The 12,695-nt window shown below is 69.7% G+C and carries 16 protein-coding genes; 13 read left to right on the top strand and 3 right to left on the bottom strand.

Annotated elements, in window-relative coordinates; translation table 11 throughout:
- Positions 1–146: 146 nt before the first annotated feature.
- The 3 genes from DAT35_RS14155 to DAT35_RS14145 form a co-directional block, all read right to left on the bottom strand.
- Entirely contained in the window at positions 147–419 is a 273-nt protein-coding gene (locus tag DAT35_RS14155) for a hypothetical protein (protein ID WP_108067522.1), read from the bottom strand.
- 100 nt (positions 420–519) lie between these two features.
- Positions 520–1,209 (bottom strand): vancomycin high temperature exclusion protein, encoded by a 690-nt coding sequence (locus DAT35_RS14150; RefSeq protein WP_233261470.1) that lies wholly within the window; start codon positions 1,207–1,209, stop codon positions 520–522.
- Between the two features lie 46 nt (positions 1,210–1,255).
- Positions 1,256–1,678 carry a response regulator gene (locus DAT35_RS14145; RefSeq protein ID WP_108067520.1) on the bottom strand — a complete coding sequence of 141 codons (423 nt, stop codon included), beginning with the start codon at positions 1,676–1,678 and terminating at the stop codon, positions 1,256–1,258.
- A gap of 248 nt (positions 1,679–1,926) precedes the next feature.
- On the opposite strand from DAT35_RS14145, the gene atpG reads away from it, so the two are divergent.
- The 13 genes from atpG (at position 1,927) to DAT35_RS14080 (ending at position 12,686) form a co-directional block, all read left to right on the top strand.
- Complete coding sequence (atpG, locus tag DAT35_RS14140) at positions 1,927–2,835, top strand: ATP synthase F1 subunit gamma (protein ID WP_108067519.1); 909 nt, start codon at positions 1,927–1,929, stop codon at positions 2,833–2,835.
- A 113-nt stretch (positions 2,836–2,948) separates the two neighbouring features.
- Complete coding sequence (atpD, locus tag DAT35_RS14135) at positions 2,949–4,394, top strand: F0F1 ATP synthase subunit beta (RefSeq protein WP_108067518.1); 1,446 nt, start codon at positions 2,949–2,951, stop codon at positions 4,392–4,394.
- Between the two features lie 31 nt (positions 4,395–4,425).
- Positions 4,426–4,971 carry a hypothetical protein gene (locus tag DAT35_RS14130; protein WP_108067517.1) on the top strand — a complete coding sequence of 182 codons (546 nt, stop codon included), beginning with the start codon at positions 4,426–4,428 and terminating at the stop codon, positions 4,969–4,971.
- 31 nt (positions 4,972–5,002) lie between these two features.
- Entirely contained in the window at positions 5,003–5,407 is a 405-nt protein-coding gene (locus DAT35_RS14125) for a F0F1 ATP synthase subunit epsilon (RefSeq protein ID WP_108067516.1), read from the top strand.
- A 368-nt stretch (positions 5,408–5,775) separates the two neighbouring features.
- Positions 5,776–6,165: a group 1 truncated hemoglobin gene (locus tag DAT35_RS14120; RefSeq protein WP_108067515.1), complete on the top strand. Its 390-nt coding sequence runs from the start codon at positions 5,776–5,778 to the stop codon at positions 6,163–6,165.
- A 20-nt stretch (positions 6,166–6,185) separates the two neighbouring features.
- A complete protein-coding gene (locus tag DAT35_RS14115; protein ID WP_108067514.1) occupies positions 6,186–7,202 on the top strand; it encodes a 2Fe-2S iron-sulfur cluster-binding protein in 1,017 nt (338 codons plus the stop codon).
- The gene (locus DAT35_RS14110; protein ID WP_108067513.1) at positions 7,180–7,641 is read left to right on the top strand and encodes an Rrf2 family transcriptional regulator; all 462 of its coding nucleotides are present in this window, start codon (positions 7,180–7,182) and stop codon (positions 7,639–7,641) included. The genes DAT35_RS14115 and DAT35_RS14110 overlap by 23 nt, the downstream gene beginning before the upstream one ends.
- Positions 7,642–7,644: 3 nt before the next feature.
- Positions 7,645–7,902 (top strand): hypothetical protein, encoded by a 258-nt coding sequence (locus DAT35_RS14105; protein WP_108067512.1) that lies wholly within the window; start codon positions 7,645–7,647, stop codon positions 7,900–7,902.
- A gap of 159 nt (positions 7,903–8,061) precedes the next feature.
- Positions 8,062–9,105 (top strand): ADP-ribosylglycohydrolase family protein, encoded by a 1,044-nt coding sequence (locus DAT35_RS14100; RefSeq protein ID WP_108067879.1) that lies wholly within the window; start codon positions 8,062–8,064, stop codon positions 9,103–9,105.
- 153 nt (positions 9,106–9,258) lie between these two features.
- Positions 9,259–9,663, top strand: a complete 405-nt coding sequence (locus DAT35_RS14095) for a phage holin family protein (RefSeq protein ID WP_108067878.1) — start codon at positions 9,259–9,261, stop codon at positions 9,661–9,663.
- Positions 9,660–10,190, top strand: a complete 531-nt coding sequence (locus DAT35_RS14090; protein ID WP_108067511.1) for a hypothetical protein — start codon at positions 9,660–9,662, stop codon at positions 10,188–10,190. Before DAT35_RS14095 ends, DAT35_RS14090 begins: the two co-directional genes overlap by 4 nt.
- A 128-nt stretch (positions 10,191–10,318) precedes the next feature.
- Positions 10,319–11,647 carry a cytochrome ubiquinol oxidase subunit I gene (locus DAT35_RS14085; protein ID WP_199242884.1) on the top strand — a complete coding sequence of 443 codons (1,329 nt, stop codon included), beginning with the start codon at positions 10,319–10,321 and terminating at the stop codon, positions 11,645–11,647.
- Complete coding sequence (locus DAT35_RS14080) at positions 11,637–12,686, top strand: cytochrome d ubiquinol oxidase subunit II (protein ID WP_108067509.1); 1,050 nt, start codon at positions 11,637–11,639, stop codon at positions 12,684–12,686. Before DAT35_RS14085 ends, DAT35_RS14080 begins: the two co-directional genes overlap by 11 nt.
- Positions 12,687–12,695 lie beyond the last annotated feature (9 nt).

The raw sequence follows: 12,695 nt of genomic DNA, 5'->3' as shown, positions 1-12,695 counted from the left end.
TCTCGTTGCGCCACTGCTCCCGCCTTCGCGCCAATCGGTCCTGGAGCAGCACCTGGACCGTTCCGGCGATGGGCCGCGGCAGCAGTGCACCGACGGGCCGGCCAGGCTCGTGCTCCCGTGTCGACGCCGCCGTCACCAGCCCCCGCCTAGCCTTCGGGCATGTCGTTGAGCGGAATGGGCCGCAGCGGTTCGTGCGGACGGGCGGTGATCTCCTCCTCTTTCTCCTCTTCATCACCCCGCCGGAACTCGTGAATCTGATCCGGGAGGATGTCCCGGTGATCCGGCTCCTCATCCAGGGGCGGGCTCATGGCCAGCTCCTGGTCCGTGGGGTTGATCTGCTCCAGTCCGGTGACGGGGTCCCAGGTGCGCAGGGACTCGGACTCGCCTACCGCGTCCTCGCCGAGTTTCTTGAATCGCATGACGCTTCCTCCGAGCACGCCGGGTTGGCTGCTCCGAGCCAACGGTGCGAACCCTGTGGATTCCACGCAACACACGGTGGCTGCCCGCTTGTCAGGTGGCTCAGCGGGGCGTGGGCAGTGTCCGGCCGGAGGGGTAGCGAGGCTCCGCCTGGGCCAGCACCATGCCCAGGGCCAGCACCCGGGAGAGCGTCTCACGTAGGGCATAGCGGCGGGTACGGGGCCGGCCCTCGTCCGCGGCCACGCCCCAGGCGTCGATGCCCACCGAGTTGGCGATGTAGAGGGCCCGTGTCAGGTGGAAGCGCTGGGTGACGAGCACGGCCTCGCGCACCCCGAAGACGGTGTGGGCGCGCACGGAGCTGTCGTAGGTGGACAGGCCCGCGTCGTCCTCCTGCACGGCGGAGGCTGGCACTCCCCGGTCCAGCACATAGCGCACCATGGCGCGCGTCTCGTCGTGGAAGGGGTCCGAGTTGTCCCCGCTCAGCAGCAGCCGGCCCACCTTTCCCGAGTGGTACAGGTCGATGGCTGCGTCCAGCCGCTGGGCCAGCACCGCCGAGGGCACCCCTCCGGGGGCCAGGCCCGCCCCGTACACGAGCGCCACCGGCTTCTGGGGGGCCTCGGACCGGGGGATGATCCGATCCGCGTAGCGCTTCTCCACGTAGAGGGAAACAGCCCACACGCACAGGACAGCCGCCAGCCCCGTGGCCAGCAGCCCCAGCACCCACCCGCGCACCCGACGTGCCTTGTTGCTGCCTCGCCCCATGGTCCCCGGCCCAACCGCCGGGAGGCTCATTCTCGTCCCTTCGTGCCCGTTGAAAAGCCTCTCTCTTGCCTGGTGCTCAGACGGGGACACCGGCGGTGGGGTCCTCGGCCCTCAATCCGTGCCGTTCCACCGTCTCCAGGAGCCGCTTGGGCTCCGCGGGCTTGCCCAGGAAGGCGGCCACCCCGTAGCTGGCCGCGTACAGGGCCCTGTCCCTCGGGTTCATCCCCGCCAGGGCCGCCGAGAGGATGACGACGGGGATGGAGCGCAGGAAGGCGTCCCCCTTGCGGGCGGTGAGCAGCCGGTGGCCGTCCATGACGGGCAGGGACATGTCCAGCACCACCACGGCCGGCCGGGGCGTGCGGCCCAGGTACTCGAGGGCCTCCTTGCCATGGCTCGCCGCGCACACCGGGTAGCCCTGGGACTCCAGGTAGTGCTGGAGCGACTCCCGGATGTCCGGGTCGTCCTCCACGATGAGTACGGGGCCACGGAGGGACACCATGGTTGAGAGCTCCGCCTGGCAATGGGAACCTGCCCTCGAAGGCTAAGCCTCCGGGGCCGTTGCGGCATCCCCGGAAACGGGGGGTCCTCCGCGCTTGGATGGCCCGGCGCCAGCCTCGGTGCGTCACTTGTTGGAAGGCCACGGTTGACCGGCCGCCACACCGCCCTATATAGGGGGCCGCGTCCGGGTCCCGCCTCCTTCCCCGCGGGGGCGCTCAGGCTCGCGTTTCCAGAGGAGTTGGTGGCCCCATGGCGTCCCTTCGCGACATTCGCAAGCGCATCCGCTCGGTGAAGAACACGCGGCAGATCACCAAGGCGATGAAGATGGTCTCCGCCGCGAAGCTGCGCAAGGCCCAGGATGCCATCATCGCCGCGCGTCCCTACGCGCAGATGCTGGACCAGATCATCTCCGACCTGGTGACCCGCTCCTCGGGCGAGGGACTGGCCCACCCGCTGCTCACCTCGCGCCCGGTGCGCAAGGTGGAGGTGCTGCTGCTCACCTCGGACCGCGGCCTCGCCGGCGGCTTCAACTCCAACGTCATCCGGCGCGCCAGCCGCTTCATCTACGAGAACAGCGGCCTGGAGATTGAAGTCTCCACCGTGGGCCGCAAGGGCAACGACTTCTTCCGGCAGCGCGGCCAGAAGATGCGCAAGGACTTCGGCTACCTCTTCCAGCGGCTGGACTACCCCCACGCCTCGCAGGTGGCCGAGGAGCTGAGCGCCCGCTTCCTCAAGGGCGAGGTCGACGCCGTCTACATCATCTACAACGAGTTCCTCTCCGCCATCAGCCAGAAGGTGACGCTGGCGCAGCTGCTGCCGCTGCAGACGCTGTCGGTGGGCTCGCCCACGGCCGCGCAGGTCGGTCAGGCCGCTCCGGAGGCCGGTCCCACCCCGGCCCTGGTGGACTTCAAGTATGAGCCGGGCCGCCAGGACGTGTTGGATCGGCTGGTTCCCCAGGCGGTGTCCATCAAGCTCTACCGCTCGCTCCTGGAGAGCGTGGCCAGCGAGCACGGCGCGCGCATGAGCGCCATGGAGAACGCCACCAGCAACGCCTCGGACATGATCGCCAGCCTGTCGCTGACCTACAACCGTACGCGCCAGGCGGTGATCACCAAGGAGCTGATGGAGATCGTTTCCGGCGCGGAGGCGCTGAAGTAGAAGTTTCGCTTCTGGCCACACGGCCTTGAGGCTTGACCCCTGGGGGAGCCCACCTGTAGAGGGGGCCCGCCCTTCCCCCGGGCCACAAATTGACGAGGGACGGAAGACATTCCATGAGCGCTCAAGTTCCGACGGTAGGTAAGGTGACCCAGGTTCTCGGTCCTGTGGTCGACGTGGAGTTCCCGCCCGGTGGTCTCCCTGAGGTGTACACCGCCCTCAAGGTGAGCAACCCCAACATCAGCGCGGCGGCCGACAACCTTACCCTCGAGGTGGCGCAGCACCTGGGTGAGAACACCGTGCGTTGCATCGCCATGGACTCCACCGACGGTCTGGGCCGTGGCCAGCCGGTGAAGAACACGGGCGCGGCCATCCAGGCGCCGGTGGGCAAGGCCACCCTGGGCCGCATCCTCAACGTCACCGGCGAGCCGGTGGACGAGAAGGGCCCCGTCAACGCCAAGGAGAGCTGGCCCATCCACCGCCAGCCCCCCGCGTTCACCGAGCAGGACGTGCGCGTCCAGATGTTCGAGACGGGCATCAAGGTGATCGACCTGCTGGCCCCCTACACCCGTGGTGGGAAGATCGGCCTGTTCGGCGGCGCCGGCGTGGGCAAGACGGTGCTCCTGCAGGAGCTCATCCGCAACGTGGCAGTGGAGCGCGGTGGCTTCTCCGTGTTCGCCGGCGTGGGCGAGCGCACCCGCGAGGGCAACGACCTGTACCACGAGATGCAGGACTCCAAGGTCATCAAGGTCGACAACCTGGAGGAGAGCCAGGTGGTGCTGGTGTACGGCCAGATGAACGAGCCGCCCGGCGCCCGCGCTCGCGTGGCCCTCACGGCGCTCACCATCGCCGAGTACTTCCGCGACATCGAGGGGCGTGACGTGCTCCTCTTCATCGACAACATCTTCCGGTTCACCCAGGCCGGTTCCGAGGTGTCCGCCCTCCTGGGCCGCATCCCGAGCGCCGTGGGTTACCAGCCCACGCTGGCCACGGAGATGGGCGGTCTGCAGGAGCGCATCACCTCCACCACCAAGGGCTCGGTCACGTCCGTGCAGGCCATCTACGTGCCCGCCGACGACCTGACGGACCCGGCGCCCGCCACCGCGTTCGCCCACCTGGATGCGACGACGGTGCTCAACCGCGCCATCTCCGAGCTGGGCATCTACCCCGCGGTGGATCCGCTCGACTCCACCAGCCGCATCCTGTCGCCGGAGATTCTGGGCCAGGAGCACTACACGGTGGCCCGCCGCGTCCAGGGCGTCCTCCAGCGCTACAAGGAGCTGCAGGACATCATCGCCATCCTCGGCATGGACGAGCTGTCCGAGGACGACAAGCAGGTGGTGGCGCGCGCCCGCAAGATTCAGCGCTTCCTGTCGCAGCCCTTCTTCGTGGCCACGGTCTTCACCGGCGCCCCGGGCAAGTACGTGAAGCTGCAGGACACCGTGCAGGGCTTCAAGGAGATCTGCGACGGCAAGCATGACGACCTGCCCGAGTCGGCCTTCTACATGGTGGGCGGCATCGACGAGGTGGTGGAGAAGGCTCGCAAGATGGCGGCGGCCTGAGAAGGCCGCACCGCGCCGGGAGGTCGCTCACGTGTTGCGCTCCGCCCTCGTTGTGGTGCTCCTGCTGGTGTCGCTCCCGGCCACTGCCGCGGAGCGCTCCAGCCGTACCCGGGTGAGTGCCAACGGGGCCTTCAGCGTGCGCCTGGTGGAGAAAGACGCCGGGAAGTGCACGCTGGAGGTGTCCAAGGAGAGCGGCCCCGTCTGGACGGTGCAGGAGTGTGTGGGCGGGGTGGACGACCTGTACTTCGTCTCCAACGACGGAGCGCGGGTGTGGGTGTTCTACCCGCTGGCCCCCAAGGGCACGAAGAAGCTGTCCGGCAAGAAGTACAAGAAGGTGCCCGCGTGGGCCAACACGGTGGTGGCGGTGGAGTTGGACCGCCAGGGTGGGCGGTTGCAGGAGCGGAGCCTGTTGGACCTGGTGGCCCAGCGGGAGCTGAGCGAGGTGCGGTTGTTGGGCCAGCACCTCAAGTGGTTGGAAGGCCTGCTCGGGGTTCCGGGCAAGGGCCCGCGCCTGACGGATTCCGGGCGCATCGAGTTCGAGACGGTGGGTGGCAAGTCCCACCAGTTGTCCTTCTGAAAAGAGCGGTACGCAGGGAGCACGCAAGCCCATGGCCAAGCTGACGGTCGAGATTGTGACCCCCGAGAAGCGCATCCTGTCGGTGCAGGCGGACGAGGCGATCGTCCCCGGCGGCAAGGGTCTGTTCGGCGTGCGGCCCGGCCACACCCCGTTCCTGACGCTGATGGAGCCGGGCCCGCTGACGCTCATCGATGGTGGGCGGCGCGAGTACTACTTCGTGGCGGGTGGTTTCGCCGAGGTGAGCAACGACAAGGTGCTGGTGCTGGCGGATGTGGCCGAGCCGGTGACGGGCATCGACGTGGAGGCGGCGCGCAAGCGGATGCAGGAGGCGCAGGAGCGCCTGCGCGGCATGTCGGCGGATGACGTGCGCTTCGACATCGAGCAGGCGACGGTGCGCCGCGAGACGGCTCGCATGACCGCCGCCTCGATGCGCTGAGCCGCCGTCCCGTCAGCACCCCCGTCTGAAACGAAACCCCTCGCCTCGCAGGCGAGGGGCGGGGCGAGCACCATACCCCTTCGAGCCGTACGGCCTCACAGGCCCGGCAGTGCCAGGACGCGCGACTCCCGCTCTCGAGTCGCCCCGGCTGCCCGTCGTGAGCACCCCTCTCCCTTTCCGACCCACTTCGTGCCCGGGCACAGGCCCACGCACGTCCACCTGCCTCCACCGCCTCATACCCACTGTCCGGGGTGCGCGAGCGGTTGGCTTGACTCTCCGTGACTAAAGGAGCATTTTATGTGCACCTTTAAAGATGCATTTAAAATGCATCATATGGCGGACCAGACGAGGTCCGGGGAGCGAGCGTAATGAGCACGGATGTCGCGGGGAAGCAGAGCAGCCTGTACGAGCGGATTGGCGGGGAGCCGGCGATGAGCGCGGCGGTCGAGCTGTTCTACCGGAAGGTGCTGTCGGACGAGCGCATCAGCCACTTCTTCGAGGATGTGGACATGGAGCGCCAGGCGGCGAAGCAGAAGGCGTTCCTCACGATGGTGTGCGGAGGGCCGGCCGCGTACTCGGGCCAGGACATGCGCAAGGGGCACGCGCACCTGGTGAAGCGGGGGTTGAACGACATGCACTTCAACGCGGTGGCCGAGAACCTGGCCGCGACGCTCACGGAGCTGGGCGTGGCCAAGCCCCTGGTGGACCAGGTGCTCGCCATCGCCGAGAGCGCGCGAGCGGACGTGCTCAACCGCTGAGGCAGGGGAGGGCACGCACCATGGCCAGGGTGAATCACGAGGGACAGTGGTACGGGCTGGAGGAAGGCGAGTCGGTGCTCGACGGCTTGCTGCGGCAGGGCGTGCAGGTGCCGCACTCGTGCCGGGCAGGGGCGTGCCAGTCCTGCCTGATGCGGGCCGGGCGCGGAGAGGTGCCGGCCAAGGCGCAGGCCGGGCTGAAGGAGACGTTGAAGGCCCAGGGGTACTTCCTCGCGTGCGTGTGCCATCCAGAGAGCGAACTCGAGGTGGCGGGCGCGGGGGCGGACCTGAGGGTGCCCGCGCGCATCACCGCGCTGGAGCGGTTGAGCGACAGCGTGCTGCGCATGCGGCTGCGTCCCGAGGGGGGCTTCGAGTACCGGCCCGGTCAGTACGTGTCCCTGCTCCGGGCGGATGGACTGGCTCGCAGCTATTCGATCGCGAGCCAGCCGCACGAAGAGTCGTTGGAGCTACATGTTCGCCGCATCGCCGGGGGCCGCATGAGCGGCTGGCTCTTCGAGGAGGCCCGGCCCGGTGATGCGTTGGACCTCCAGGGACCCGCGGGCGAGTGCTTCTACGTGCCGGGCAGGCCCGAGCAGCCGCTGCTCCTGGCCGGGACGGGGACGGGCCTCGCGCCGCTGTACGGCATCGTCCGGGATGCGCTCGCCCAGGGACATACCGGGCCCATCTGGCTCTTCCACGGCGCCGTCGAGGCCTCCGGGCTCTACCTCGTCGAGGAGCTCCGGGAGTTGCAATCCCGTTATAGCCAGCTCCACTACCGTCCTTGTGTTCTGAGAGGACAGGAACGGGTGGGCATCTCGGTGGGGGCGGTGGATGCGTTGATCAAGGAAGCGTGCCCCCGGCTGACGGGCTGGAGGGCCTGGCTGTGCGGCAACCCGGACCTGGTGCTATCCCTCAGGAAGAAGCTCTTCCTCGCCGGACTCTCGCTCAAGGACATCCACGCGGATGCGTTCCTTCCGAGCTCGCCTCCGCCGCAGGTGGGAGCGGGAGCGATGGCCAGTGCATCTGACTCTTCACGCTGATTACGCGCTGCGCGTGCTGCTGTACCTGGCGGCCAACCCCGCTCGGGTGGTCTCCACCGGAGAGGTGAGTGATGCCTACGGCATCTCCAAGCACCACCTCGTCCGGGTGGTGCAGGGCCTCAACCGCCACGGCTTCGTGGAGGTGCGGCCGGGACGCTCGGGAGGCGTCGTGCTGGCTCGGCCCCCCGCGGAGATCTCCGTGGGACAGGTGGTGCGCCACATGGAACCGGACTTCCACATCGTGGAATGTTTCGATTCCGCGACGAACACCTGCCCCATCACGCCGGCCTGTGGGCTCATCGGCGTGCTCAACGAGGCGACGAAGGCCTTCCTGTCCACGCTGGACAAGTACACGCTGGAGGACCTCATCCGGCGCAGCCCGCGCAAGCTGTCCAACTACTTCCTCAAGCCCACGGTGGAAGCGGGCGGGGCGAGCTGACGCATGGTGGGGCGCGCGCTGGAGCTCTTCCACCGCATCGCGGACCCGCCCTCGGCGGAGGCGCGCCGCTACGTGGTGGACTACGCGCTCGAGGACCGGGTGCACTTCCGCAATGTCGCCTTTCCGGAGGCCGAGGCGGAGTGGCGGAAACTCGGTGGACACAGCACCCCGGCACTCTGGGATGGCGAGCACCTGCACCAGGGCGCCCAGGCGGTCGTGGCCCGGCTGCAGGCGGTTGTCAACCTCGGCCGCGACGCGTAGCCCGTCCGGCACGGCGCGTGCCAGCGTCCCACGCGCGCTCGGGCCTTGTGGTGGGAGAGCACCCTTCACCCAACCTATGCACCGGCATGCAGGGAACTCACGGAGGGATGAAAGTCGGGGCTAGTCATGGAGCGCGGCTCGGTTATCTTGCCGCTCCCCATGTCGCTGACACCCGCCGAGCGCCAGGACAGGTTCCAAGCGGCATTCCTGGGACTCGCCATCGGGGATGCCCTGGGCTTTCCCCTGCGGGGCATCCCGCCTGCGAGCCTCGCGCGGCTGCCTGGGCTGGCGGAGGACTTCGCGCCTCGGCCTCGGGGGAAGTTCGCCAAGGGCCAGTTCTCGGATGACACGCAGCTGATGCTGGCGGCGGCCGAGAGCGTCATCCGCGAGGGGAAGGTCGACGGGCGCAGCGCGGCGGCGCACTTCGCGTGGTTGTGGCAGGAGGGCATCATCCTCCAGCCGCCCAAGGCGCTGGCCGAGTCGCTGCAGAAGCTGGCGCAGGGCACGCCGTGGATGAGCGCGGGGGCGTCGCTGGGGATGAAGTGTCCCTCGGTGCTCAGCCGCGCGGTGGTGGTGGGCCTCTTCGAGAGCAAGAGCCGGGTGCGCATCCGCCACGACGCGGGCGTACTGACGGTGCTCACGCACAAGGACCCGACGTGCGCGGCGGCCGCGGCCGCCTTCGCGCAGGCGGTGGCGCTGGGCCTCACGACGAAGGAGCCCCCCACGCCCGCGGAGTTCTGCGAGGAGCTGGCGCTGGCGGCGGCGGCGCACGACAAGGAGCTGGCCGAGGAACTGCGGCACCTGCCCCGGCTGCTCACCTGGGACACGGCGCGGGCGCTCGGGCAGCTGCGCAAGGTGAGCGTGCCGCCCAGTCAGCTCCGGGGCGTGGACGGCCTCCCGCCGCACGTGGTGCCGGTGCTGCTCACCTCCCTGTACGCCACGCTGAAGGTGCCCCACGACTTCCGGCAGGCGGTGGAGTTGACGCTGCGCTGCGGCGGCGAGGCCGACGTGGCCGCGGCATGCACCGGGGCCCTGCTCGGGGCGCACCTGGGCACGGCCGCGATTCCCGCGCGGCTGCGCAAGAACGTGCTGTACGCGGACACGCTCCTGGACACGGCGGATCGGCTCTTTCAGGCCCGGCAGGTGCGCGAGACGCTGGCCACCGCGCTCGCCCAGCAGAACCCGCACAAGCGCCGCCGCTGAGCCGCCCCTCCCTCTGGGGCATGGCCTCGAGCCCCTGGCTGCCCGCCCGCCCGGGGGAGGAGGGGACCGGGCATGCGGGGGCTCTGGCGGCCAGACTTCCCCCGGCATCGTCCCGCTCCCACCTTCCGCAAGGAGACCGCGGGAGGCGGCGACGTGGAACTCGAATCTGAGCGGCTGGAGCGCATGCAACTGGAGTCGTTGTCCACGGCGGAGCTCGTCCGTCATGCCATCGAGGAGGCCCGGCTGCTTGCTCGTGCGGAGGTGCTGCACGCCAAGAAGGAGCTCCAGGAGGAGCTGAAGGCGGCGCGCACCGCGGGCATCCTCCTGGGCGCCGGTGGCGTGCTGGGGCTGCTGGGCCTGGCGGCTCTCTTGGTGGCGGTGGGGCTCGCGCTGCCGCTGGCGCAGTGGCTCGGGGTGCTCCTGGTGGGCGTCTTCCTGTTGCTGCTGTGCGGCGGCTTGGCGTTCGCCGGGTACAAGCGGCTGCCCACCAAACCCCTCCCGCGGACGCAGGATCGGCTGAAGACGGACTTCGCCCGCACCCGGGAGACACTGCAATGAGCGAGCAGGAGAACAAGGGCGGCGGGCACATCACCGCCAGCATGAGCGACCGTGAGCAGGTGGAGAAGACGGCGGACCGTCTGCGCGACGAGCTGCTGCTCACCCTCGAGGAGCTGGAGCGCCGCCGCGAGCGGGCCATGGACGTGCGCTACCAGTTCCGCCACGCGCTCGGCAAGAACCGCGACGTCATCCTCAAGGCGGGCGGCGTCGCACTCGCGCTGGCGCTCGTGGGCATGGGCTACTCCTGGTGGAGGGAGCGTCACCGCGAGGAGCTGCTGTGGAAGCACCGGGCGCAGGCGCTGCGGCGCGCCTGGGTGCACCCGGATCGGTTGGCTTCCCACGCAGAGGAGCGCCCCGTCGCCATCGAGCTCGGCCGCAAGCTCGTGCTCATCTTCGTCACCACGCTGGCCTCGGCCATGGCGAAGAGTGCCGTGCAGTCGTTGGTGCCTTCCTCTTCCGAGACGCCGGAGCAGCCGGGAAGGACGCGTCTCGGACTGCTCACCACCCAGTCCCCCGCTCGCGCGTAGTGTCCGGCCCGGGATGCGGACGTGGCACCGTCGGGCGATGGGGGCGCCGCGCTCATGTCGGGTGGTGATAGATTCATAAGAATTGGTGATTGCGTGGAATTGGTGCATAAAGCACACTCATCCACGTCATGGACCTGCTCTACGCACGCGCCCAGATGGGGATGTCCCTCGCCTTCCACATCATCTTCGCGGCGGCGGGCATCGCGCTCCCGCTGCTGATGGTGCTCAGCGACTTGAAGGCCCGGAGGACGGGAGACCCGGACTACGTGACGCTCAGCCGGAAGTTGGCGAAGGGGACGGCCATCCTCTTCGCGGTGGGCGCGGTGAGCGGCACGGTGCTGTCCTTCGAGCTGGGGCTGCTGTGGCCCTCGTTCATGGGGGCCTACGGAGAGGTGATAGGGCTGCCCTTCTCGCTGGAGGGCACGGCCTTCTTCACCGAGGCGGTGTTCCTCGGCATCTACCTGTACGGCAGGGAGCGCATCTCCCCGGGGCTGCACCTCTTCTCGGGGGTGATGGTGGCGCTGAGTGGCGCGGCGAGCGCCTTCTTCGTCACGCTGGTGAATGCGTGGATGAACCACCCGGCGGGCTTCACGCCCACTGCCGGCGGGCCGGTGAACGTGGACCCGGTGGCGGCGATGTTCAGCCCGGGCTGGCAGTACCAGGTGGTGCACACGCTGCTCGCCTGCTACCAGGCGAGCGCCTTCGCCATGGCGGGCATCCACGCCTTCGTGCTGCTGCGCCACCCGGGGGCGGCCTTCCACCGCAAGGCGCTCTCCATCGCGCTGCCGCTGGCCTGCGTCTCCGCGCTCCTCCAGCCGCTCGCGGGACACCGGGAGGCGGAGCACATCGCGCATGCGCAACCGGCGAAGCTGGCCGCGGCCGAGGGCCTCTTCCAGACGCAGCGGGGCGCTCCGCTGACCGTGGGCGGGCTGCCGGATGTGGAGACGGGCACCATGCCCTACGGGCTCGAGATTCCGAAGGGGCTGTCCCTGCTGGCCTTCAGCGACCCCAACGCGGAGGTGAAGGGACTGGACGCGTTCCCTCGCGACGAGTGGCCGCCGGTGGCCAAGGTGCACCTGGCCTTCGATCTCATGGTGGGCACGGGGAGCGTGATGGCGCTGCTGGCGGTGGTGACGCTCTTCCTGCGCTGGCGGCACAAGACGTGGCCCGAGGGCCGGCGCGTGCTGTGGGGCTGGCTGCTGTGCGGGCCGCTCGGGGTGGTGGCGATGGAGGCGGGGTGGCTCGTCACCGAGTGGGGCCGCCAGCCATGGATTGTCCGAGGAGTGATGCGCACGGCGGACGCGGTGACGCCGGTGCAACCGCTGGCGGTGCCCTTCTGGACGTTCACGCTCGTCTACCTCTTCCTGGGCGCGATGGTGGTGTTCCTCCTGGTGCGGCAGGTGGCGGGCACGCTGCCGGGCCACGAGGACTCGGGGGAGGCGGCCCATGCCCACTGAGCTGATTCTGGGCAGCGTGCTGGTGGCCTGCTTCGTCCTCTACGCGCTCTTCGGGGGCGCGGACTTCGGTGGGGGCGTCTGGGATTTGCTGGCCTCGGGGCCGCGCAAGGCGGAGCAGCGGGCGCTCATCTCCCAGGCCATCGGGCCGGTGTGGGAGGTGAACCACGTCTGGCTCATCATCGGCATCGTCATCCTCTTCTCGGGCTACCCCCGAGCCTTCGCGGCGCTGAGCGTGGCGCTGCACGTGCCGCTGACTCTGCTGCTGCTGGGCATCGTCTTCCGGGGCACGGCCTTCACCTTCCGCACCTACGACGCGCGAGGCGACCAGGTGCAGCGGCGCTGGGGGCTCGTCTTCAGCGGGGCGAGCGTGCTGTCTCCGGCGCTGCTGGGCATGTGCGTGGGCGCGGTGGTGAGCGGGGACATCCGCGTGCGGGGGCTCCTGGTGGAGAGCGGCTTCTTCTCCGCGTGGCTGTCTCCCTTCGCGCTGGCGGTGGGGCTGCTGGCCCTGTGCCTCTTCGCCTTCCTGGCGGCGGTGTACCTGCTGGCCGAGACGCCCGAGCCCGCGCTCCAGGAGGACTTCCGGCGGCGTGCCCTGGGCGCGGGTGTGGCCGTGTTCCTGGCGGCCTTCGGCGTGCTGGTGCTCGCCCGCGAGGGGGCGCCCCGGGTGTGGACGGGGCTGACGGGCTCGCCCTTCGCGCTGGCCCTGCACGGGGCGACGGCGGTGGCGGCCGTGCTGGCCTTCGCCCTGCTGCTCGCCCGGCGCTTCTGGCCCGCGCGCGTGGCGGCCGCGGCCCAGGTGGGGCTCATCGTGGTGGGGTGGGCGGCCTCCCAGTACCCCTACCTGGTCGTGCCGGACCTCACCCTCCAGGCGGCCTCGGCCCCCGAGGCTTCTCTGCGAGTCCTCCTGGTGGCGCTCGCGGTGGGGGCGGCCCTCATCGTCCCCTCGCTCCTGCTCCTGTTGAGGGTGTTCTCGCCGACGCTTCCACCCCCGGTCCGGGAAAAAGCGCGTCCGGACCCATCCAGTAGGGACTCCAAATGAGGTAGCGTC

The sequence above is a fragment of the Vitiosangium sp. GDMCC 1.1324 genome (assembly GCF_003044305.1).
Taxonomy (GTDB): Bacteria; Myxococcota; Myxococcia; order Myxococcales; family Myxococcaceae; genus Archangium.
Note: the sequence above shows the minus strand (reverse complement) of the source record. Positions and strands in the feature narration are given on the sequence as shown.